At 42.3% G+C, this 24,179-nt stretch carries 22 protein-coding genes and 1 riboswitch; of the genes, 16 read left to right on the top strand and 6 right to left on the bottom strand.

The features are described 5' to 3' along the window. The first annotated feature begins 10 nt into the window (after window positions 1–10). From BLS59_RS18205 to BLS59_RS18175, 7 genes are all read left to right on the top strand, one after another. Complete coding sequence (locus BLS59_RS18205) at window positions 11–1,537, top strand: RagB/SusD family nutrient uptake outer membrane protein (protein WP_091151227.1); 1,527 nt, start codon at window positions 11–13, stop codon at window positions 1,535–1,537. Window positions 1,538–1,559: 22 nt separating this feature from the next. After that, on the top strand, window positions 1,560–2,306 hold the full coding sequence (locus BLS59_RS18200) for a hypothetical protein (RefSeq protein WP_091151225.1): 747 nt from the start codon (window positions 1,560–1,562) through the stop codon (window positions 2,304–2,306). Between the two features lie 38 nt (window positions 2,307–2,344). Further along, complete coding sequence (locus BLS59_RS18195; RefSeq protein ID WP_091151223.1) at window positions 2,345–3,973, top strand: DUF5008 domain-containing protein; 1,629 nt, start codon at window positions 2,345–2,347, stop codon at window positions 3,971–3,973. A 25-nt stretch (window positions 3,974–3,998) separates the two neighbouring features. Then, entirely contained in the window at window positions 3,999–5,714 is a 1,716-nt protein-coding gene (locus BLS59_RS18190) for a LamG-like jellyroll fold domain-containing protein (RefSeq protein WP_091151221.1), read from the top strand. A 31-nt stretch (window positions 5,715–5,745) separates the two neighbouring features. Continuing rightward, window positions 5,746–7,179, top strand: a complete 1,434-nt coding sequence (locus BLS59_RS18185; protein ID WP_162842684.1) for a PA14 domain-containing protein — start codon at window positions 5,746–5,748, stop codon at window positions 7,177–7,179. Window positions 7,180–7,204: 25 nt separating this feature from the next. After that, window positions 7,205–8,062 carry a PKD domain-containing protein gene (locus tag BLS59_RS18180; RefSeq protein ID WP_162842683.1) on the top strand — a complete coding sequence of 286 codons (858 nt, stop codon included), beginning with the start codon at window positions 7,205–7,207 and terminating at the stop codon, window positions 8,060–8,062. 287 nt (window positions 8,063–8,349) lie between these two features. After that, a complete protein-coding gene (locus BLS59_RS18175; protein ID WP_091151215.1) occupies window positions 8,350–9,597 on the top strand; it encodes a 6-bladed beta-propeller in 1,248 nt (415 codons plus the stop codon). Between the two features lie 5 nt (window positions 9,598–9,602). Here BLS59_RS18175 and BLS59_RS18170 read toward each other — a convergent pair whose 3' ends face one another. After that, window positions 9,603–10,478 carry a glycoside hydrolase family 25 protein gene (locus BLS59_RS18170; protein WP_091151213.1) on the bottom strand — a complete coding sequence of 292 codons (876 nt, stop codon included), beginning with the start codon at window positions 10,476–10,478 and terminating at the stop codon, window positions 9,603–9,605. A gap of 23 nt (window positions 10,479–10,501) precedes the next feature. Further along, window positions 10,502–10,894 (bottom strand): group III truncated hemoglobin, encoded by a 393-nt coding sequence (locus BLS59_RS18165; protein ID WP_091151211.1) that lies wholly within the window; start codon window positions 10,892–10,894, stop codon window positions 10,502–10,504. A gap of 192 nt (window positions 10,895–11,086) precedes the next feature. Between BLS59_RS18165 and BLS59_RS18160 the strand changes: the two genes are divergently transcribed. The 7 genes from BLS59_RS18160 to BLS59_RS18130 all read left to right on the top strand — a co-directional run bounded on the left by BLS59_RS18160 (window position 11,087) and on the right by BLS59_RS18130 (window position 19,016). Continuing rightward, entirely contained in the window at window positions 11,087–11,524 is a 438-nt protein-coding gene (locus BLS59_RS18160; RefSeq protein ID WP_091151210.1) for a MarR family winged helix-turn-helix transcriptional regulator, read from the top strand. Between the two features lie 29 nt (window positions 11,525–11,553). After that, on the top strand, window positions 11,554–12,819 hold the full coding sequence (locus BLS59_RS18155) for an MFS transporter (RefSeq protein ID WP_091151208.1): 1,266 nt from the start codon (window positions 11,554–11,556) through the stop codon (window positions 12,817–12,819). An 11-nt stretch (window positions 12,820–12,830) separates the two neighbouring features. Beyond that, window positions 12,831–13,400 (top strand): isochorismatase family protein, encoded by a 570-nt coding sequence (locus tag BLS59_RS18150; RefSeq protein ID WP_091151206.1) that lies wholly within the window; start codon window positions 12,831–12,833, stop codon window positions 13,398–13,400. Window positions 13,401–13,571: 171 nt separating this feature from the next. Continuing rightward, complete coding sequence (locus BLS59_RS32615; RefSeq protein ID WP_091151204.1) at window positions 13,572–14,183, top strand: phosphatase PAP2 family protein; 612 nt, start codon at window positions 13,572–13,574, stop codon at window positions 14,181–14,183. A 579-nt stretch (window positions 14,184–14,762) separates the two neighbouring features. Continuing rightward, window positions 14,763–14,959, top strand: a riboswitch (cobalamin riboswitch). A gap of 169 nt (window positions 14,960–15,128) precedes the next feature. Further along, window positions 15,129–17,435, top strand: coding sequence for a 5-methyltetrahydropteroyltriglutamate--homocysteine S-methyltransferase (metE, locus tag BLS59_RS18140; RefSeq protein ID WP_091151263.1), 2,307 nt, complete (start codon window positions 15,129–15,131; stop codon window positions 17,433–17,435). Between the two features lie 59 nt (window positions 17,436–17,494). Then, a complete protein-coding gene (locus BLS59_RS18135) occupies window positions 17,495–18,493 on the top strand; it encodes a beta-ketoacyl-ACP synthase III (RefSeq protein WP_091151202.1) in 999 nt (332 codons plus the stop codon). A 139-nt stretch (window positions 18,494–18,632) separates the two neighbouring features. Beyond that, the gene (locus tag BLS59_RS18130; RefSeq protein WP_091151200.1) at window positions 18,633–19,016 is read left to right on the top strand and encodes an acyl-CoA thioesterase; all 384 of its coding nucleotides are present in this window, start codon (window positions 18,633–18,635) and stop codon (window positions 19,014–19,016) included. A gap of 226 nt (window positions 19,017–19,242) precedes the next feature. Here BLS59_RS18130 and BLS59_RS18125 read toward each other — a convergent pair whose 3' ends face one another. Next, a complete protein-coding gene (locus BLS59_RS18125) occupies window positions 19,243–19,875 on the bottom strand; it encodes a porin family protein (protein WP_091151198.1) in 633 nt (210 codons plus the stop codon). Between the two features lie 119 nt (window positions 19,876–19,994). Next, entirely contained in the window at window positions 19,995–20,846 is an 852-nt protein-coding gene (locus BLS59_RS18120; protein WP_240315267.1) for a YitT family protein, read from the bottom strand. Between the two features lie 125 nt (window positions 20,847–20,971). Here BLS59_RS18120 and BLS59_RS18115 point away from each other — a divergent pair, with 125 nt between their 5' ends. Next, window positions 20,972–21,445: a DUF4920 domain-containing protein gene (locus tag BLS59_RS18115; protein WP_091151195.1), complete on the top strand. Its 474-nt coding sequence runs from the start codon at window positions 20,972–20,974 to the stop codon at window positions 21,443–21,445. Window positions 21,446–21,644: 199 nt separating this feature from the next. After that, a complete protein-coding gene (locus tag BLS59_RS31255) occupies window positions 21,645–21,899 on the top strand; it encodes a hypothetical protein (RefSeq protein WP_143014160.1) in 255 nt (84 codons plus the stop codon). A 210-nt stretch (window positions 21,900–22,109) separates the two neighbouring features. Here the strand turns inward: BLS59_RS31255 and BLS59_RS18110 are convergent, their stop codons facing one another. Beyond that, window positions 22,110–23,366 carry an aspartate kinase gene (locus tag BLS59_RS18110; RefSeq protein WP_091151193.1) on the bottom strand — a complete coding sequence of 419 codons (1,257 nt, stop codon included), beginning with the start codon at window positions 23,364–23,366 and terminating at the stop codon, window positions 22,110–22,112. After that, on the bottom strand, window positions 23,367–24,179 hold the full coding sequence (locus BLS59_RS18105) for an RsiV family protein (RefSeq protein WP_091151191.1): 813 nt from the start codon (window positions 24,177–24,179) through the stop codon (window positions 23,367–23,369). It lies immediately after the preceding gene.

The following is a 24,179-nucleotide window of genomic DNA, read 5'->3' as shown; positions in this document are numbered from 1 at the left end:
ACTTAGAATTATGAAAAAGATTGTAATTTATATTTTAGCAATTGTGGGCACATTAACATTGCCTTCATGCAAAAAGTTTCTTAATATACAACCTATTGACAAGCTTACAGGTAACAACTTCTTCCAATCAGAGGATGATGTTCTTGCCAGCATCTACGATATGTCAAGAGGCGTGTTTGCAAAAGTTAACGAAACACAGTTTATAGGCGCAACAGGTGAGTATCGCTCAGGTGAAGTAATGCACGAAGCACAATCTGACTTGGGTACAGCACGTGAATACGTTGAGGTATTGGGTCGTAATGATTTGCTCAGAACAATTTATGGCCCTGGCGATTGGACAGGTATTTACCACTTTGAACGTATAACATATTGGACGGGCTATTACCAGGTAATACAAAGTGCTAATATTTTAATAGCAAAGGTGGACGGGGTTCCGGGCCTTACCGATGCAAAGAAAAAACAATACAAAGCCGAAGCAGTTTTTATCCGTTCGTTATGCTACTTCTTTATGGTACGCCTATACGGTGATGTACCTTATTATACAGATGCATTTCACTCTACACCGTTACCAAGGGAAAACATGGTGAAAGTATTAAACAACTGTTTGGTTGATTTAGCTGCATCAAAAAATGATGCACCATGGTCATTCGGAGATCCCGCACTTAGGGGTGTACGTGCAAACCGTGGTAGCATCATTGCGCTAATGATGAACATGAACATGTGGAATGCTGGTTTTGATAAAACTAATGCTACTAAATATTATAGTGCAACTGCCGATTTAGGTAAGGAGTTAGTAGCAAGTAATGTATTCAGGTTATTACCTATTGAAGAATGGGCAACAGTAATCAAAGGCCGTTCAGAAGAGAGTTTGTTTGAGTTTTACCGCAGCGTTAACTACGGCGATCAGAATTTAAATGTTGCACCAATTTCTGATATGTTCTTGCACTACCCGTATAAACGCCCAGAATACACCCACAGGGTTAGCTTCGCCTACTTCCGCGGTGAGTATATGCAGAAACTATATCCAGGTAACGGCGATAAAAGAGCTACCATATGGTTTAATGAAGATATTTATGCCGATAATGGAAAGTTCATGATGCTGAAATTTGCTCAGAATAACTTTTCAACCGGCGAGGAAGATAACAATCCTGATAACACATTCATGATTTTCAGGTATGCAGGTGAAATATTACTTACCGCCGAGGCACTTGCCGAACTCGGTAACAGCGATGACGAAGCCATAGCCATGCTAAACAAGGTAAGGCTAAGGGCCGGATTAGACGGGTATACAGGTGGTGGCGGTCAGGATTTGAAGGATGCTATTTTCCTGGAAAGATCACGCGAGCTGATGGGTGAAGGTCATCAGTATTTTGACCTGGTGCGCACCAAGAGAATTTTAAGTAGCGAATGGTCATACAATGTACTAACGCTTGATAAATTTAACCGTGGTGCGTGGACCTGGCCTATAGACGGATCAGCAAGAGATAATAACCCGTATATGGTCCTGAATACCTATTGGACTAACGGAGGTAACTAATTAACATAGCATTATAATAATTATGAAAAATATTAAAAAGCTGATATTTGTTTGTTGCTCTTTAATGCTGGTGTTAAACGCCTGCAAGCGCGACCAATATTATACCGATGGAGGGCTGGCCAATCCAAACTGGAACGGCGATATGCTTAACTACCTTGAAACAAAGGCCGTACGCTTTGACACTATAGCCCAGATCGTGAAACTGGCCGGGTTAGAAGATGATTTCCGTAAAACAGATTTTACTTTTTTTGCACCCGATGACGGTGTTATAAAAAGAACAATTGGAAATATGCATACGCCAGGATCACTAAACTGGTACTTGTACACCTATAGTCTTGGTGGTAAGGGCGATACAGTTATAAGCCTTTCGCAAATAAGCCCTATCGTATGGCGCAAATACATCCAGAGCTTTATGTTCAAAGGAATTAACAAGCTAAAAGATTATCCACAGATTGATTTAAGCTTGAGAAGCATACATCCTGGAGCATTATATTATTCCTACAGCGGTTCAGTTGTTAATATTGGTGTTTCATATGCGTCAGTTAACGGAGTTCAATATCTTGGTGCCCGTACATTAGAGTACAGCTACATACCGGATATTTCACATCCCGATGATAATTACTATACCAATCACATAGCTTCTTCAGATATTAAGCCTACAAACGGAGTGGTACATGCGTTGCAAGATCAGCAATACTATTTTGGATATGATATAGGCAACTTTATAAATGATGTTTATAACACAGGTTTAGGGCCTAAACCAGAATAATATTGTTTGTAACTGTTTAACTGTAATGAAATTAAATCATGAGAAAATTTAAATTTATAATAATACTTGCTTTGGCGGCAATTGCAGTTCAAAGCTGTAAAAAGTCACAAACAGACTTCCCGGATCCATACAGTGGCGCTAAACAACCTTTAGGTGTCGATCTGAATCGCGCTGTTGTACCTGTACCTGCATCGGGTATAGTAGGCACTACCGTTGTTTTTAAGGCTACAGGACTTGTGCCGTTTAAGGATAAGGTTAAGTTTATGTTCAATGGCGAAGAGGGTACTGTAGTATCAATCACAGCAACTGAAATTACAGTGAAAGTGCCGAATAATGCCAGTACAGGTATTACATCATTAAGCATTGATGACCAATTGGTATTGGGGCCACAGTTTACCGTGTCGGGCTACATCAGTATCGATCCATCTTTTAGGGCTACATTAGGCGCCAACGGCTTTGTATCTCAGGTTTATAACCTGGTTGATGGTCGTAATATAGTAATTGGCGGTTTTAATAATTATAATAATAAAGGCCTGGTTACACCAACCAACAGAATTGTAAGAACATCATCTGATGGTGAGCTTGACCGTACTTTCAGACCGGGTAAAGCTGCCAACGGAGGTTTATCAAAAATAATTGAGTTAGGTACTAAGTTTGTTATAGCGGGTGGCTTTAGCGGTTACGATCAACGGACCGAAAACATCAGCAACATCACAACACTTAATAATAACGGAGCCATTGATACTGTTGGAATAAAGGTATATAGAAAAATTACACCTAAGGATACCTCAAGAGATACGCTTAAATTTTTCCCAAGGTTTAATGGTGGTGCTAATGACTATATAAGTGCTATTTACAAACAGCAAGGTAAAATACTGGCTACCGGCAACTTTAGGTACTATGTACGCAGAAGATATGGCAAACCTACTTACAATTTTACCCGCGATTCGGTTATAATTGACAGTACAGAAATTCGCCAGATCATGCGTTTGAACGCTGATGGTTCACTGGATTCTAATTTTAGGTACAATCCAACTACAAAACAAGGGTTGCCTGGTGCAAATGGTCCAATAAACTCAATTATGCATACCGATGCGCCTGAATTTGAAAAACTGGTGCTTTACGGATCATTTACCACGTTTGATGGTAAGGCCGCCAACCGCCTTGTACGTTTAAATCCCAATGGCAGTATAGATGCCTCCTTTAACACCGGTTCGGGAGCTAATAATAGTATATACTCATTAACATATAACCCCACGTTAAAAAAATATTTTATCACGGGCAGTTTTACGCAGTATAATGGTCAGCCCGCGTTTGGTATGGCATTGCTTAATGAAGATGGCAGCTTCGATAATACCTTCGCTTCGGCAGGGTTTGATGGTGGGTCGGCAGGGTTTGGCCGTCAGTTAGATGATGGTTTGATTGTAGTAAGCGGTTACTTCAAGAAGTACGGCAACGTTACACGTAACGGGTTCATGGTATTAAATTCGGCAGGTTCACTTGAGGCAGGTTATAATGCAACAGGGCCTTTCTCGGGCAACCTTAATGATGTGGTTGACACCAAATCGGCCGATGGCAAGCGTGCATGGTTGTTAATAGGCAGCTTTAACCGTTTCGATAACATCGAACAAAATAATATTATACGTGTAGTTATTCAGAAACCGTAAGTAATACCAAATTATAATAGCAAAGATGAGCAAGATAAAAAAGTATCGGTTATTGTTAAGTTCAATAATAACTACTGTAATTATAACATCAATAGTGTCATGTAATAAGGAGTTTGCCAGAAAAATACCCGGCGATAAAAACACTGATACTGCAACTGTAACTTTCGGTAAACGAAAAGTGTTGTATTTAATAGTTGATGGCGCAAGAGGTACATCTGTATTAAGCGCCAATACACCCAATATTGATAAATTATTGCCGCACTCTATTTATAGCTGGGTAGCATTAAGCGATATTGATTCAACTGCCGATGTTACTAATTGGGCAAATACGTTAACCGGTGTAAAAAAAGAAAAGCACCAGGTGCTTACTACTGATTTTTCGAAATCAAACCTGCAAACTTACCCGGTGATTTTCAAGCGGATAAAGGAAATCCAACCGAACAATAAAATCGTAAGTTTTGCATCATCTGCAGTGTTTAAGAACAACCTTACCGGAGGTACCGATGTAAGCGAACTTTATACTACAGATGCCGAAGTATCTGCAGCCGTGGTGAATAATCTTAAAACCGATACCGCCTCATTTGTTGTGGGGGAATTTAACGACGTTGATAAGGCAGGTGCAGCATCTGCATATGACAATTCAAAACCTCAGTACAAAGGAGCTATTGAAAAATTTGATACTTATGTAGGAGATATGATGGCTGCATTGCAGGCTCGCCCAACTTATAAAGATGAAGATTGGCTGGTTGTTATAAGCTCAAGCAGAGGTGGTAAATACACCGCAACTGATTTAGATAATACCGTTTTCAGCAAAACACAATCAAATAGCTTTATTATTTATTATAACCAAAATTATAAACAGCGTATTATAACCAAACCTTTTACGGGTAACAGGTACCTGGGCCGTACTGTAAGGCTTCATGATCAGGATGTAAGGGCTGAAATTGATACAGCTGATGTATTTAACCTTGGTGGCGGCGATAAAGATACAACGCAAACGCCATTTACAATTGAGTTAAAAGTGAAAAAGACCCAGGATACTTATTTCTGGCCAAGCATATTGGGTAAACGTGGCGAGTGGTCACCTGGTCACCCAACTGTAGGTTGGGTAATTTACCTGGAAGATCATTACTGGTACTTTGAATGGCGCGGCACAAACGATGGTGATTATCACCAATGCCGTGGAGCCGATTTGCAAAAAGGCAGATGGGAGCACTTAACAGTTAAAGGAGAAGTACGTGCAGGACATAGGTTTATACGTACTTATACCGATGGCGTGTTCAACAACGAGTTAGAAATTACAGGCTCGGGCAGTATCAGCAATGGTAACCCGCTTAAACTTGGTTTCCTGAACGGTCATGATCACGGCGTGCCTGATGTGTATGTAAGCGATATCAGGTTCTTTAAAACAGCTGTGCCTGACAACACAATAGCTAACTACGCTTGCGAAACTTCAATTGACGAAAGTCACCCATATTATAGCTTTATAGCAGGTTACTGGCCAGGTACCGACGGGCAAGGCGGTTTCATCAGAGATGCTGGTCCGCAAGCTCGTGATTTTGTACTAAAAGGCAATTACGTTTGGGAAGATTTTAATGACCTTATATGTTCGCCACCGGCCGAGTCATTGGCTGTACTGGTGCCGCAAACAACAGATATACCATCGCAAATCATTAACTGGTTTAAAATTGCCAGCAAGCAGAGTTGGGCGCTTGATGGCCGAGTGTGGACTGATCAATAAACTGAATTATAGCAGACTAAATTATTTGAAGATGAAAAAAAGAATATACTGCATGCTATTAGGGGCTTTGGTCCTGGCAGGTGTTTCCTGCAAGCATAATAAACTTGATAATGTTGATCTGATAAAAACTACAGATCGCAGCATATCTGGCGATGGAATAGTTACAGACGGCATTACAAAGGATAATGAAACGGTAAAAGTACCTTTTAAGATATTGTTATCGGCACCTGCAACCAAGGCTTTCCAGGTTGGAGTGAGCTTTAACAGCGATACCGTAACGCAGCTTATAGCAAACGGAACCTTAAAGGATGCAGTAATAATACCAGCAGGTTCTATCGATTTCCCAAGTGTTATAAACGTAGCCTTCGGGTCAGATAATGGCACGGGTATAGCTACCATAAGGTTATCGGCAATTGAAAAAAACTATGGTAAAACTGTTGCCTTTGCATTTAAGCTTAGCAGTCCCGGTAAAGGCAATGAAATAAAAGGAGGAAGCTCTAATATCCTTGTCGTTATAAATACCGCAGAATTAATAAAACCAGAAGAAATTCATTACTTATCAATTTTCCACGGTGGCGATACTGTAGACAACGTAGTTTATCAAAAAGGTTATGTAGCGGATATTGCTGGGATAACTATTCCTTTAACTATTAACCTTGCTGGCATACCAGGCTCTGCTTTTAACGTAGGCGTTAAATTAAATACAGATACCATACCCTCACTTATACAAAGTAATGTACTACCTGCAAATGCCATAGCGTTAAAACCAAATGAGTTTTTCCTTGATTCAAACGTAAGGATAAATTCAAATACCAGCTCGGCCGATATACGGTTGAAAATAGGATGGCCAGTTTTTGACGCTAACATTGTTGCCGGCAAAAAATTTGCGTTTGTAATAAGCCTGAGCGCGCCAACAAAACACATCCTTCATCCAACCAAGTATAAAATAATTGTAGTAGTTGATCCTAATGTTAATCTCGACAATAACTCTTATATAACGGGTAATGGTACAGGTTTAAAAGCCGAATATTTTAGTGATAACCAGCTGGCTGATTTTGATGGTAGAAAACCTACACTTGTACGTGTAGAACCTAATATTAACTGGCAAAACGATGGTCAGTGGCAGGATGCAACCCCGGGCATAAGTCATGATAATTTCTCAACCCGTTGGACAGGCAAGTTCCTTGCACCGGTAAGAGGTGAATATATATTTTATCAAACTCAATGGGATGATGGAAGCAGGCTTTGGATTAATGGTGTTGCGGTTATAAACGATTATACAACATCATGGGATCAACCGAGCCGTTTTGCAAAAATAACATTGCAGCGTGGCGAATACTATACCATTGAAGCCGATCACCGTGAAAACGTAGGTGGCCAGCGCGCTATATTAGAGTATGAGGTTCCGTCTGTTGGCATTAGTCGTCGTGTTGTGCCGCAAAGTCAGCTGTTTCCCGCTCAATAATTATTAACTGTAAATGAATTATACAATGAAAAAACTTTTTAATATACTACCGGTACTTAGTTTGGTAGCCATGTTTGCAGTTGGGTGTAAAAAGGATGCAAAGCCGGTGGCTGTAGTGCCCGATGAGCCTAAACCCGTACTTAACTTTACTTATACCAAACCCGATACTACAAAATTTTTGGAGTATCAGTTTACCAGCACACTACAAAATGCTAAGGATATACTTTGGCAGTTTGGTGACGATAGTACCTCTGTTGAACAAAACCCGTTTCATAAATATGTATATGAGGGTAAATATTACGTAACCTTAACAACAAGAAATTCACAGGGCTATTCGGCCCAGCAAGAGATCCTGTTGAACGTGGTTGACCCTAATAATGACCTGAGCAAAGTTGGGCCTAACTACTTTTTAACTGTAGGCGGTACACTTAGCGTATCACGTGATAACGGTGGTGGCCCAAATGCCAACGAGGGCTCATTAAAAGTCGTAGATGGTGATCCTAATACCAAGTTCTTCCAATCGGGATTTGCCGGTGATCTGGTAATGACTTTTAAGTTAGATACGCCTAAACTTGCCGGTGCGTATACCATGACATCGGCAAATGACAGTGATGATCGTGACCCCAAAGCCTGGGTAGTAGAAGGTTCGGCAGATGGCATCAAGTGGATTCAATTGGATAGCAAGAATAACCCTACCTATGACCCTGCTACAGGTCAAACCTATAATGAAGTATTCCCTAAGCGTACTATGCGAAGGATATGGCAATTCAACAATAACGTTCTGTATCAGTGGTTCCGCATAAAAATTAAAGGAAATAACAATAGCAGGGATTTCCAGCTGGCAGAATGGTCTATTAACCAAAAACAGCCCAATAAGAAATAGTAACATTTTTGTTTAAATGTAGAAAAGAGCGGTAAAACTTGCTTTAACCGCTCTTTTTAACCTTATCACCCTGTAATGGGACAAAATCATAAATTGATTTGTCCCATTTTTTTTTGACCGCAAATTAATGACTTATGATCTGTAAATATTATAAACTGATTTAATTTTTAAGGCGATTAAACCATCAGCATCCCAAGTAGTCCAAAAAAAGTGCGTGATAAATAAACTTACTATTGTAAGTTTATTTATCACGCAAAAAAAATCTGCCAAACCTATAAACACATTTTATGATGCGTAACCTTAACCTGAAAAATGCCGCCATTATGGGCTGCTTGTTTTTTATTTCCATTGCTGCCGCTGCGCAGGAACCAACCCATCCCCAGGAAATTTATATCGACCCTAACAGCGTTACCAATGTTACAAAGCAGCAGGTTTTTGATGAGGTAAATTACATTCCGCTGCAAACTATTGCTCAAAGCCGTTTCAATACTATAGATCAACTGGTAGTTACCGATAAGTATTTTATTATTAACGAACAGAAGACCAATCATGTGCTGCTTTTTGATAAAACCGGAAAGTTTCATTGTAAAATAGAAGTGCCCTCGTTTTCCACCGCCTTTAGCGTAAACCGCCAAAAACGCGAGATCATGGTTAAAAAAGGTCGTACAGAGATTTACTATAATTTCGACGGAAAAAAACTACGCGAGCAGCCAGAAAAAAGCATCGGCACACCTTATTACTTTGCAAACGGGCGCATAGGCTATGCTGATTATCGCGTTAGCGAACAATACCTGCCGGACACTGTTAATCACGAATACCGTTTGTACAGTAAAGGCAGGCAATATGCCGGGTATTTGCCTTATAACATGAAACTGGCAAGCATTCAAAACAGCGATGATATTTACACATGGCACGGACCATTTTTTGATATCGGCAGTAGTAAGGCCGTATTGTATTGCCGCCCTTTTGAATATAATATTTATGAACTTACCAGCCAGCGTGCATATGTAAAATATAAATTGGTGTTACCCCAGGAGTACGTTTTCCCGCAGGATGTTTTAACTGTCGACTCGCTTAAAGGCCATAGATATACCTACTTTAATGCCAATCAAAAACAAATACGCGAAGTATCCTTCGCCTACGAAACTGGCAACAATATATTTTTCAGGCTAAACAGCTCGATAGCCGGCACGAATGGCAGCATATCGTATATATACAACCTTAAAACTAACGCGCTGGCTGCCATAAAAGATATTTATCCCGATGCCACAAATTATAACCTGCCGATAACCGACATTTACAACGGCGGCAATTTTTACAATCGTAACTTTTTAACCAGCGATGGCACTTATGTGTATACCAGCATAAAAGCCGAACTGATGTTTGCAACAGCTGCCAAAGCCCAAAATCAATATCCAAATAACCTGAAGCAATATTTTGCCAAAGGCAGCAGTAACGGCAACCCGGTTATTGTACAAATAAAGGCTAAAGATCAATTTACAATACCTAAAGCCGAACTTAGCAGCAACAAATAAACTGTTTATGGGATAAGCAGGCGGGAAAATTCGGTGCTATCGCCTTTAAATACGTTAAAATCAACCTTCATATTAATGCCATTGATACGGGCCTTATCGGAGTTTTGCCAAAACTGCCAGTTGGTATTGCTGCCCACCCTTAGCTGGGGTTGGTAGTAATGTGCTATCCAGAGTGGATAATCATCAAAATAGCCCTGCAGGTAATCGGCATAAAAGCTTAGGTTGGTATAAATAATAGGTTTTACACCTGTTTTTGAAGTGATGTGTTTAATAAAAGAAAGCAGCTGCTCGCGCATTTTAGCAGGTGTGGTGCCATATAATCGTTCCACATCCACCACCATGGGCAGGTCGCCTTTTTCAACCTTTACCGTTTGTAAAAAGAAACGCGCCTGCCAAACGCCGCTTTTTTGCGGTAAGAAAAAGTGATAAGCGCCGCAAATAATTCCGGCTTTAGGTGCCTCGCGCCAGTTGCGCTGAAAATAAGGATCCATACTTAAAACCCCTTCGGTTGCTTTTATAAAGGCGAAGGAAATATGAACACCATCCTCATTCATGGCCTTAACCTTTTGCCAGTTTATTTTGCCCTGATACGATGATACATCAATACCATGCACCGTATACCCAGATGGGATGCGGATATTGAAACTTTTATAGGTGCGGTAGTTGGTATCCTGCCCAATATCCAGGATCCACCGCCAGGTTGCGCTTGCGCTTCGTAAAATGTATCCGTAATAAAATGGCGATAACAGGATAAGCAGCAAACCGGCACCCGCAATTTTCCATTGCACAGGTATACCAGCGGCCTTTTTATTTTTAGCTGCAGGCTTGCGTTTTACAGGTGTTTTAGCTTTTATAGTTGTTTTTTTAACAGGAGGCGGCACACTGCAAACTTACAAATTGATGTTTACAATATATTTAAGGGGTTGTTTTTAATATGGGCAATTTTAAGCTGAAACATTTCGGCCATTTTCCCGGCCCTCCATTTTGCCTCATCGGCTTTTTCGCCAATAAACAGGTTATCTACAGTTTTTGTAAATAAGCTTAACCATTCATTAAAGTGAGTTTCATCAACCGGTAGCCTGGCATGAGGCGGAAAAGGCCTGCCATTGTAGGTATACTCCTCTAATAGTATGGTTTGCCAAAAAGTATACATTTTTTCCAGGTGGGGCAGCCAGTTATTACCGAGGCGTTGGTTAAATATCGGGGCTAAAATATCATCTTCAGCAACCTTTGTATAAAAAGTATCAACCAATAGCTTAATATCATTGATAGATGCTATATCATGTTTGGTGCTCATGTGCGATACCGTTTTATTTAATATTGGTGGCTGGCGATAAGCAAATTTACAAAATGATATTTATAATCCTTAAGAAAGCATTACGTATGAACAGTAGAAATAAACAGTTACCACGTTAAATCATGATATGACATTAGGTAGATAATTTAATTCCTATATTTGTAAGGTAAACTTACAAGTTTACTTACCAATATGGCACAAGAAAAAGATATTCAACTGGCAGGCGACCTGCGAACCGTAGTAACCAGGCTGATAAAGGTATTGCGGAAGCATTCCCAAACTGCCGATAAGCTGTCGTTAACCGAACGATCAACCATTGCCCTGCTTGATCAGCACCAGGAATTGCTGCCCAATGAGCTGGCTGCAATGGAAAAGATAACCACTCAAAGCATGTCGCAAATATTAAGCAACCTGCAGCAGCGCGGCTTAATAAACCGGCGAATTTCTGAAACGGACAAACGCAAGGCCATCATCACCTTATCTGAAACAGGCAGGCAGATGTTGTACCAAGTGCGTAACGAGCGTAACGCCTGGCTTAATGATGCCATTGAGGCTACCTGCACGGCCCAGGAGCAGGAAATGCTTAGGCAGGTAATAGGGCCATTAACAAAAATTGTAAATTTTGATTGATTTTTCCCGTGGAGAGGGGATAGTGAGTGATGAATATTAATACTTTTAGCGCTTTTAAGAGCCGTAACTACCGGCTATACTTTGCAGGTCAGTCCATATCATTGGTAGGTACCTGGATGCAGAAAACCGCCGTAAGCTGGGTGGTTTATTCACAAACGCACTCCAAGTTTATGCTGGGAGTTTCACTTTTTGCCAGCTTGTTCCCATCGTTTATGTTATCGTTTTTGGGCGGCGTGGTATCAGACAGGTATAACCGCTACCGCTTGCTGCTGGCTACGCAGGCTGCATCTATGGTACAGGCAGTGCTACTTACCTTGCTCGTGTTTTTCGGACATTATTTTATTTGGGAAATTATTGCACTGAGCGCGCTGCTGGGCGTTATTAATGCCTTTGATGTGCCAGCCCGGCAATCGTTGGTTTACGAAATGGTGAACAGTAAAGAAGATTTGCCAAATGCCCTGGCGCTTAATTCATCTATGGTGAACCTGTCGCGTTTAATAGGCCCGGGTATTGCAGGTTTGGTGCTGGAGAAATTTGGAGATACCGTATGTTTTGGCGCCAATGCAGCCAGCTTTATAGCGGTAATAGGTTCGTTGTTGCTGATGAAGTTGCCTAAATCCGAATCGAAACCGCATACCCACAATATCTTTTTTGAGCTGAAGGAAGGTTTTACTTACATCAAAAATACACCATCTATTAAATTTGTGCTCATCATGCTATCCATGATAAGTCTGCTGGTATTGCCCTTTAGTACATTGATACCGGTGTATGCCAAGGATATTTTCAAGGGTACGGCATCCACTTTTGGAGTGATAGACAGCCTGATAGGGTTAGGTGCATTTTCGGGGGCTATTTACCTGGCTTCGTTAAAGCCGGGGCATAATTTAAAGAAGATCCTCGCCATAAACACGCTGGTATTTGGTGCCGGACTGGTGATATTTTCGCATATGAACAATTACCCGCTGGCGCTGCTTTTCGCAGCGGTTACCGGTTTCGGCATGATGTCGCAGATAACGATCAGCAACACCCTCATCCAAACCACGGTAGATCCTGCCATGCGCGGTCGTGTAATAAGTTTTTACGCTATGGCGTTCTTTGGGATGCAACCGCTTGGCGGATTAATAGTAGGGGCTGTATCGCAACGCATAGGGGTACCCGATACCGTTTTGGGCGAGGGTTTGGTAGCGCTTTCCATCGGGCTGCTGCACCTGCGTTTCTTAAAGAAAAGTAAGCTTAAAAAAGCAACAGAGCTCACGTTGGAACATTCACCAATAAATACACTTACATCTAATTAAACCGCATTAATATGATAACTACTATTGATAAAAACACAGCCCTTGTACTTATAGATCTGCAGATGATGATCGTGCAGTTAAACGTTGCTCATCCAATTGCCGGGGTGATAGCTAAGTCGGCCAAATTGGTAACCGCTTTTCGTAAGGCAGGTTTGCCGGTCGTGCTTGTAAATGTTAATCCGATTGGTTCGGCTGCATCAAAAACACGCAAGGACAGTAACCCCACAGGCGGCGCAGCCCCCAAAGCAGATTGGCTGGACATAACACCCGAAATTGCTGTTGAAGCAGATGATATCCGCATTACTAAAACAACCTGGGGCGCATTTTACGAAACCGCCCTGCATGATGAGTTGCAGAAACGGGGTATCACCCAAATTGTGCTCGCCGGCGTTGCCACCAGTATTGGTGTTGAAAGCACCGCCCGCCAGGCCAACGAACGCGGTTATAACATAGCCTTTGCCAGCGATGCCGTGACAGATTTATTTATGGACGCGCACATTAATAGCCTGAAATATATTTTACCAAGGCTGGGAGAGATAGGCACCGCTGATGAGATCATTGCGAAGATGAATGAACTATAATTAATAATACTTTGTCATTCTGAGCGATAGCGAAGAATCTACTGAGCGGCTTGCATATCGACGATCAGATTCTTCGCTATCGCTCAGAATGACAACTTCTGTATTTGTATGAAGCCCCAAGTTGATGAAATAATATTTACCTTGTGATTTTATTGCCGGCAGCGTTCATCTATGAAAAAGATCCTTCGAACCCAATTTTTAATACTCCTCCTTTTTATACAGGCAGCCACCAGTTTTTGCTCATTCTCAACACATGCCCAGGCGCGCCTGCAACAGCTGGACGACAGAATCATGATTGATCTGGCAAATAACCGCACGCCCGAGCAAACTGGTTTTTTCATGTTCATCAGCAAAAACCTCATGTATGGAAATGTAGGTGTACCCGCGGGTTTGCTGGTTGGCGGCATCATCAGCAATGATAAAGAGATGCGCCAAAATTCATTGTATGTTGCCAGCAGCACTTTGCTATCTTATGGTTTTACAACCCTTATTAAGCAAATAGTAAAACGGCCGAGGCCCTTTATTCAAAATATAAGTATTACGCCTGTTTACCGCCCCGGCGGCTATTCTTTTCCATCGGGCCATAGTTCATCCTCGTTTGCTACGGCTACGGCTTTATCGATAGCTTATCCAAAATGGTATGTGATTGCTCCGGCTTATTTATGGGCGGGGGCAACAGGTTATTCGCGCATGTATCTTGGAGTTCATTATCCTACAGATGTAGCAACCGGAGCCGTATTAGGCGCGGGCAGTGCTTTGCCGTTGCTGTTTTTGAAAAAGTAAATTTGACGCGGAGCGATAAAATAAGCCATTGCTGACTTTTCATCCAAACCGGTAAAATGATTATTTTCAAAAACACTTGCATTGTTTGTATCACATCTGTTACATTTATAATCTAATTGTAAACAAATGCAAAAATCAGTAATGTTAGTATACCTGTTGGTAGCGTGTAGTGTGGTTTGTATAATGGTAAATTCTTTCATAAAAAGCAGATCAAGCCGTAAAAAGCAGGTCAAATAAGTTACTGGTTTCTGAGGTGTGGTTGGTGTGGTGTGCGGCTGATGGAAATCGGCTCTGCTTGCTGTTTCGACTCACCCCGGCTACGCTTCGCTGGCCGACCCTCTCTCCGGCTTCGCCGCAAAGAGGGTGATAACATGTTTTGTTTTTCTATCGATTTCTTGAAGCGTTAACTATGCAAACCCTCTTTCCAGCGAAGCTGAAGAAAGGGTGCCCGAGCGCAGCGATGGGCGGGTAAGTAATCTGCGTTTGTTGCCCCCCCTTCACATTTAAAATCTGCACATCTGAAATCTGCACATCTGCATATCTGATTATTCCCTATATTCGCTCCCAATAAAGTTCTTTACTTTTTTTCTGCAATGTGGTTCCCTGTTTAAGGCAGGGATTAATAAGGAACCGTGTGTAAATCACGGGCTGTCGCGCAACTGTAAGTAACACAAAAGGTTGTTGCCTTTATCAAGTCCATTGTCCCAACCAACCGGGGCGAGAAGGACGGCAACAATGTTATAAGCCAGGATACTTGCCTCAATGTATTAAGACAATGCTTTCGCGTTTTGAAGCAGTAGTCGAAGAAAAAGAATAACCTGTCCGGGCATTCGCGTGCCTGCATGTTAGGCTTTTACCTTTAATTACCATTTCCTCCGAAAGCATACCGAAAACCGTAAGGAGCATTAATTCAATTTAATGTTTAACCAAAAAAGTTTTATGCGTATGCTCAAAAACAATCTCGGGTACCCTCGTGTGGGCGCCCTCCGTGAACTCAAAAAAGCCAGTGAACTGTACTGGTCTGGTCAGTATGGCCGTGATGATCTGTTTGCCGTTGCCCGCAAGCTGCGGCTGCAACACTGGCAAATTCAAACTGATGCCGGTATCGATCTTATTCCCTGTAACGACTTTAGTTTTTACGACCAGGTGCTGGATACCTCGCTGATGCTGGGTAACATTCCTGAGCGTTACACCCCAGTGCTTACCCAAAACAAAGCCAACACCGAAATTGACCTGTATTTTGCAATGGCCCGCGGCTATCAAAGAGATGGTTTGGACATTACCGCTATGGAAATGACCAAATGGTTTGATACCAACTACCATTACATTGTACCAGAGTTTGTAAAAGATCAGCAGTTTCGCCTGTTTAGCGAAAAAATCTTCGACGAATTTAATCTTGCTAAACAACACCTGCAAAACACGCCTAAGCCGGTGCTAATTGGCCCGGTAACTTATCTGTTAGTAGGGAAAGAAAAACAGGCAGGTTTTGACAGGATCGATCTGATCAAAAAACTGGTGCCTGTTTATATTGAAGTATTGAACAGGTTAAAAGGCTACGGTGCCGGATGGGTGCAGATAGATGAACCATATCTGGCGCTTGATTTGACCCAAAAAGAAAAGGAGGCCTACGTTTATGCTTATAAAGAGATCAGCAAAAACTGTAAAGGCGTTAAGCTGCTGCTTACTACCTATTTTGAAAGCCTGCATGAAAATACCGAACTGGCAGTAAATCTGCCCGTAAGTGCACTTCATATCGATCTGGTACGTGCACCGCACCAACTGGATCATGTGTTGAGTTTATTGCCAGCGTCGATAAGCCTTTCGCTGGGGGTGGTAGATGGTCGCAACATCTGGAAAAATGATTATATCCGCTCTTTATCGCATATTAAAAAGGCGATAACCGCATTAGGTAAAGACAGGGTGATGGTGGCCCCTGGCTGCTCACTGCTGCATACACCTTTTGATTTGGATCTGGAAACTACCATCAACCCCGAAATAAAAAACTGGATGGCTTTTGCCAAACAGAAACTGAACGAGGTTAATGAACTGGCCAGTATTATTGATGGCGATAACGAACTGCTACAGGCTAATATTCAAGCTATATCAAGCCGTAACCTGTCTAAACTGATCCATAAGCACGATGTGAAGCAGCGTACCGAAGCCATAACTGATACAGATGCACAACGCGATAGTTCATTTGCCGCGCGACAAAAAATTCAGCAGGCGCGCTTTAAACTCCCACTGTACCCTACAACTACCATAGGCTCATTCCCCCAAACAGATGATATCCGCTCGCTAAGGGCACGACTTAAAAAAGGCGAACTAACTACTGCCCAATACGATGAAGCCATTGAGAAGGCCACCATAGATGCCATACGCTGGCAGGAAAACATTGGCCTTGATGTGCTGGTGCACGGCGAGTTTGAACGTAACGACATGGTAGAGTACTTTGGCGAACGTTTGGATGGTTTCCTGTTCACCAAAAACGGATGGGTGCAAAGTTATGGCAGCCGCTGCGTAAAGCCCCCGGTTATATATGGCGATATCAGTCGCCCTGCAGATATGACGGTACGCTGGAGCAGCTTTGCGCAGGCCAATACCAATAAATTGATGAAAGGCATGCTTACAGGCCCGGTAACTATACTGCAATGGTCGTTTGTACGGGACGATCAGCCGCGGTCAGAAACCACCTACCAGATAGCACTGGCCATCCGCGATGAGGTTGTGGCACTGGAGCAGGCAGGCATAAAAGTTATCCAGATAGATGAACCCGCCATACGCGAAGGTTTGCCCTTACGTAAAAAGGATTGGGCGGCTTACCTGCATTGGGCGGTGCGGGCCTTCCGGGTTTCGGCCAGCGGCGTGCGCGATGAAACGCAAATTCACACGCACATGTGCTACAGCGAGTTCAACGATATTATTGGCAACATTGCCGATATGGATGCCGATGTTATTACCATTGAAACTTCGCGTTCGCAAATGGACCTGCTAAGCGCCTTTGCTGATTTTAAATATCCAAACGAAATTGGCCCCGGTGTTTATGACATCCATTCGCCCCGCGTACCTACTGTTACCGAGATGGTGAGCCTCATTGAAAAGGCTGCAAATTTGTTGCCGGCCGGTAATATCTGGGTTAATCCGGATTGCGGTTTAAAGACCCGTCACTGGCCCGAAACACAGGTAGCGCTGGTAAATATGGTACAAGCTGCGAAACAACTTAGGCAGTTAGTTGTAGAAACAACAGTAGCATGACAAAGAAAAAACAGGCAATTTCCGTATACTTGCCTGTTTTTTCAGATTTTTGAGTATTTATGAGATTAAAGAGTAGCGCAGTTATTACAGGAGTTGGAGGGTTTGTACCGGATACTATATTGAGTAACAGCGATTTAGAGAAGATGGTTGAAACTAACAGCGAGTGGATAGTTTCAAGAACCGGCATTAAGGAAAGGCGAATTTTAACCGACCCGATGCAGGCAACATCAGATATGGCCGCTGCAGCAGTGAAAAATTTATTGGAAACTGCTAATATTTCTGCGGCCGAAATTGACTGTATAATTATTGCTACTTCAACGCCAGATCACCTGCTTTTATCAACCGCCAGCATAGTTTGCGATAAGGTTGGTTTAAGCAATGCATGGGCTACGGATGTTAACGCTGCCTGCAGCGGGTTTCTTTATGCTTTTACTTTGGGCGCCAGTTTGGTAGAGAGTAACCGCTACAAAAAAGTTATTGTTGTAGGTGCCGATCAAAACAGCGCTATCATAAATTATAAAGATCGTAATACCTGTATCTTGTTTGGCGATGGTGCCGGCGCTGTTTTGCTGGAGCAAACTACTGAGGATATTGGTATGATAGATAGTGTATTTAAAACCGATGGCCACGGTCGCGAACATTTGTTAGTGCCTGGTGGTGGTTCAAAAATACCGGCTACTACAGAAAGTGTTGAACAAAACAAGCATTTTATTTTCCAGGATGGACGGGTTGTTTTTAAAGCCGCCATTAAAGGAATGACAGAAGCCTGTACCGATATTTTAAAGCGCAATGATATGGTAATTAACGATATTGACTGGCTGATACCTCACCAGGCTAACTATCGTATTATACATGCCGTTGGCGATAATTTGGGTTTGCCTGCCGATCGCGTTAAAATAAACATCGAACGATACGGAAATACTACTGCCGCAACTATCCCGCTTGTACTTTGGGATTTTAAAAACGATTTTAAATACAACGACAACATGATCCTTACCGCCTTTGGCGCAGGTTTTTCATGGGGCGCAACGTATTTAAAATGGGGCAAACTGCGATAGTCTCTATTTAATACATTTTAATTTACAGGCCTGTCACCCTGAGCTTATAGAAAGAGTGCGTGCTGGGTAAGTGCCCGCTATGCTTCTACAAGTTCAGCATGACAGGCCTTTGTGTTCCATCCACCCAAACTTCATTCAAATGACCATAGACGAAAGGATCAAAGCATCCGAAACACGCATATTTAAGGCAGTATTCCCCAATACCACCAACCACTACGATACCCTTTTTGGCGGTACCGCCATGCACCTTATGGACGAGGTGGCCTTTATTACAGCAACCCGTTTCACCCGTAAAAGAATGGTAACCGTATCGTCAGACAGAATTGACTTTACCCGCCCTATTCCCGCAGGTACAATCATTGAACTGATTGGTACAGTATCGCACATTGGCAATACCAGCCTAAAAGTACAAGTAGAAATTTACATTGAAGAGATGTACTCCTTTAACCGCGAAAAAGCCATCACCGGCACATTCACATTTGTAGCAATTGACGAGCATAAGCAGAAAGTAAGCGTATTGTAAAGCGGAAGGCTGAAAGCCAAAAGCAAAGCACCGAAAACCTAACAGCAATAACGAGGTTTGCTAAAAAACACAAAAAGCGGCGCAAGCCGCTTTTTGTGTTTTTTAGCCTTTAGCCTTTAGCCTTTAGCCTTTAGCCTTTAGCCTTTAGCCTTTAGCCTTTAGCCTTTAGCCTTTAGCCTTTAGCCTTTAGCCTTTAGCCTTTAGCCTTTAGCCTTTAGCCTTTAGCCTATTTCAAAATGAAATTCAAACCAACATTTAAGCTGCCCCGGTTATTTTGCAGGGAAGTGCCCTGGTTGTTTTTAACAATATCTGTAAAGCCGGACTGACCGTCATATTCGAAGAATACTTTCACTTTCTCTGACACCGGAATTTTAACACCAATGCCTAACGCAAGTCCAAAATCTGTACTGTTCAAATAATCTTTTAAATCGGTATTTGATGCCGTTTCTGAAGCGCTGGTTAGTATACCAACATACGGACCAAAATTAAGATACCAGTTACGGGTTTTACCAAAATGCCAGTTAGCCATTACGGGTATACTTATATAATTAAGCTTAAAATTTGTAGTTAATACCGAACTTGATCCTGATTGATCCGAAATAATAAATCCATTATTCCAGCCTTTTTGATCATAAAGGGCTTTTGCCTTGATGCTCCACCTGTCTGAAAAATAATAGTCGGCAGCTACGCCTGCGTTAAACCCAGTGTGGTAGTTTGTGTTGGTGGCTTGTGAGTTAATAACTGTAGAGAAGTTAACACCAGTGTTTACACCCAGCTCAACATCGCCTTTTTTTTGTTGCGCAAATGTTGCAGTGTAAGCGCCTAAAAGAATAATAATTGTGGTAAAGGTTTTTTTCATATCTGTTATATTAATTAGGGGGGCGAAAATAAACGGTTTTTTATGATATATAATTATATCGCAAAAAAAATATTTCGCCAGATATGATTAACCTAAATACCAAGTGTCAAATGGTTTTATTAATGCAGCCCTTTGCGTTTTAGCAATCCGCCTGTAGTATCGTCAATACTTTGTTGAACAATAAATGCCTTGGGATCTATCCGTAAAATGGTTTGTTTTAGCAAAGGGATCTCGAGCCGCGTAGCCACCGTGAAAACAATATCACGCGGATCGTTAATATGGCCATCCTTCCCATAACCGCTTTTGCCCTGGTAAATAGTTACACCACGCCCTAATGTTACCGTAATTGCCCTGCGGATGGCTTCACTATGCAGGGAGATAACCGTAATGCCCGAGTATTGCTCAATACCGTTCAAAATAAAATCTATCATTTTGGCGGCTGCCATATAGGTGAGGATAGAATACATGGCCGGTTCAACGCCCAGGAAAAAGGCAGCGAGGCCAAAGATCAATACGTTTAGTAACAGGATAAAGTCGCTCACTTTTAGTAATTGTGTTTTTTTGCTGACCAGCACAGCGGCAATCTCGGTGCCATCAAGCACTGCGCCGCCACGAATAGCCAAACCGCTGCCCGTACCAATAAATACGCCACCGAATACGGCCGTAAGCAGTTTATCGTGCGTAACATCCGGAAAGTTAATGAACACAAGGCTCACAGATAAAAGACCGATAGCTATAGTGCTTTTTATGGCGAAGTATAAGCCCAGTTTTTTGTAGCCAAGCCACAAGAAGGGCACATTGATAACAAATATAAGTATGGAAATAGGTATGGCCGACAGATCAGCTACCAGCATGGAGATACCGGTTACCCCGCCATCAATAAAATGGCTCGATAATAAAAAGCCTTTGAGGCCAAACGCAGCTGATATGATTCCCAGCCCTATCATTATTGAATCTTTAAATATCTTCATTCCCTTCATGTCCAAATATAACTTATCTGTGCCTAAAAACGCCCTCAAAACCGTGCTGTTTACCTCCTAAACCACTTTTTATTTACTATTTTTGGTACAAATATTTCATTTATTACATTAAAACTATGAAAGCACTTGCCTTTTTTATCGCCGCGTTACTGCTTACTACCATAACGTTTGCACAAGATAAAATAACCCCGGCAGCACCGGGAGTAACCTATGGCAAAACCATAACTGCCGATAAAGCCATAGATGTTACGGCCTTAAACAAAACGCTAAATACCGATTCGGTTTATAAGGGCAGGGTAACCGGTAAGGTGGTTGAGGTTTGTACCAAGAAGGGTTGTTTCATGAAAATAGCCCGGGAGAATGCCAGCCCCGTAATGATTAGATTTACCGACTATGCTTACTTTATGCCGCAAAATATTGTAGGTAAAACGGTAGTAGTTGAGGGCAAAGCCAATGTAAAAGAAACATCAGTAGCCCGCCTGCAACATTACGCCGCCGATGCCGGCAAAAGCAAAGACGAAATAGCTAAGATCACCCAGCCCAAAAAAGATATTGAGATTATGGCAGATGGGGTTTTGGTGGTTGATTAAGCGTTTGGATGAGTTCTCGCGCTTATTATTTGTGCTTATGAGTAATGGCAGTGCAATATCTAAGCCAGTGGATGCCACGTTTTTCGTGATTGTTTGTTTTTAAAGGAACTCAAGAGGTCTTCGCCGTACTTTTTCCGCAAAAGAAAGTAACCAAAGAAACTTAGCGCAGCGATCTCATGAACGTCTAAAATAAACGGCCGTGAATAAACTCCCGGCTGCACCAGCTTCTATGAAAGTTTCTGCTTTTGCTGGGCTTGTGCATCTGAAGCTGCTGATGCCGGATTTACGGTTAACGAGGGTGGGGTGCTTTTGGAGTACCATAGATAAAAATACTGGCCATCCTTTAATCCCTAAAATCAAGGTTCAAACAATTTTTTCTTTTTCTCGTCAGCAGATAAGCTTCGGACGAAAGCGGGCAGAACAATGGTGGCCTCGTGTGGTTGCGGGGGCATAGCAAGTTTTGCAGAAGGGGCAGTGAATTGGGGCAAATAATTGCAGCCCGTGGTTCTGACTGATTTGCAGGGCAAGGGCCTTGTGCGGCAAAGAAGCCTCTCTGGTGAAAGCCGTTTGGTTACTTTGTGGCTACAAAGTAACTGGCCCTCCCGCGGCCAAGAGCGGATATGCGACAAGCAATGCCACAACGCAAATCAACGCCAACAAAACCCTACCTCACCACAACCTGCGCTGTATTCCTGCTGATCTGCTCTAAGAGCACCTTTTTGCCTGCGGTTAGTTCGGCAACTGAATTTTGGCCGTAGTGCCGTATGGTAATGAGGGTTAAATCGTTATTGTATTTCACTTTAAAATCCTGTTGCAGGTTGGCAAGCAGTTTTTCAAAGCGTTCTTCATAAAAATCAAAACAAACCGAAAAACTAAGAGCTGATGTTTGCATTACATTAATCTTTACCTGGCTTTGCGCAAACAGGCGGAAGATCTCGCTTAAATGATCTTCGGATATAAAGGAATAATCCTTTGTGGATACCGATAGCAGTACCTGGTTTTGTTTTAAGATGATAACCGGTTTTTCAAATTTATTAACGCCATCCTCCTTAATAACCGTGCCGGGTGCGGTTGGATCTGTAAAGGGTTTTACAAGCAGGGGGATTTTGGCGTTTTGCAGGGGTTTTATGGTTTTTGGGTGGATAACGCTGGCACCGTAATAGGTCATCTCGATAGCTTCGGAATAGGAAAGTTCATCAAACTTTACGGTATCAGCAAAAAACTTAGGATCGGCGTTCAGGATACCGGGAACGTCCTTCCAGGTAGTAACCGACTCGGCACCCAGGCAAGCTGCAAAAATAGATGCCGTGTAATCGGAACCTTCGCGACCTAATGTTGTGGTAAAATTCTCAGATGTGCCACCCAAAAAACCCTGCGTAACTACAGCGCCCTTAGCCAGCAGCGCGGGAATATCCTTGCCAATACTGGCGCGGGTTTTATCCCATTGCACTATGCCTTCGCGGTAGGTGTTATCGGTATGTATGTAACCGCGTACATCAAGCCATTGACTTTTAATGCCGTCTTTATTTAAATAAGCGCTTACAATGCGGGTTGATACCAGTTCGCCTATGGATACGATCTGGTCGTAAATGAAATCGTAGCTGTCATGCGGTTCATCTTCAATGGCCCAGTCTATCTCAACAAAAGTATTGGCCACATCGTCAAAAACCTCGTGCGATGGTTCGAACAATTCGGAGAGGATATTATAGTGATATTCTTTGATGTCATTAAAAATATCGTGCATATCATCTGTCTGATCTACATAAGCTTTGGTAAGCCTTTCGAGCGCGTTGGTGGTTTTACCCATGGCCGATACCACAATAAGTAATTGCTGATCGCTATATTTTTTTACAACACTGGCTAAATTTATAATACCACCGGCATCCTTAACTGATGCACCTCCGAATTTAAAAACAAGCATTTATTTAATGTATTTAGCCACAACCGAACCGGGCTGTAGTAATGATTTTATTTGTGTAAAGGGAATAAACAGCTCGGTTATGCCGGCAGCATAAGGCTTAATCTCGTACTGGTTGTATACGAATTTTAAGCCCAGCGGCGTGATAACAAAGTTATCGTTCAGCGCGAATTTGTTGTCCTTGAAAAAGTAATCGCGCGCTAAAGAGGAGGTGTCTTTGAGTTTTTCATCCTTCCTGAAATTTCGCTCGGCCTCGGCGTTTAACTTATCCTGGTAACCAGCTGTAAGTATATCTTTCAGTTCGATGCTTTTGTTGCCTTTGGTATCCCAGTTAATAAAAAACGTAGCCGATGCGCCATGTGCCCCGCCCTGGAAGCTGTAACCGCCAAGTTGTAAAGTGGTAAGGCTGGAATCTTGCATCAATACTTTGGCATAGCTGTCCAGCGTAAAAAACATTACCGACCGCGGATCTGTCTTCCTGAAATCGGTGTAGGCTTTTAAAAAGTTTTTGCCCATTAGTTCAATACTGCTGTCGGGCTTGCCATCCATAGCAAACAGACTGGTTAGCTTGCGGGTAACAGAATCGTTCAGCGTTTTCTGATTATTGAAAACAGGGTATCTAACTTTTACTACCGTACAGGTGCTGTCGGGTTTATCACCGCAATCGGCAGCGCGTTCGTGAATGGTTTTATAGCTGTAAGCAAGCGTGTCCTTAAAGACGGTTTCTGCCTTTTTATTGGTATCAACACCCCACTGGCATGACGATGCTGTGGCCATTGCCGCGAACAATAAACTGAACCTGTATATGGTTTTCAT

The sequence above is a fragment of the Mucilaginibacter pineti genome (assembly GCF_900101875.1).
Taxonomy (GTDB): domain Bacteria; phylum Bacteroidota; class Bacteroidia; order Sphingobacteriales; family Sphingobacteriaceae; genus Mucilaginibacter; species Mucilaginibacter pineti.
This window is presented reverse-complemented; position numbering and strand designations above follow the sequence as displayed.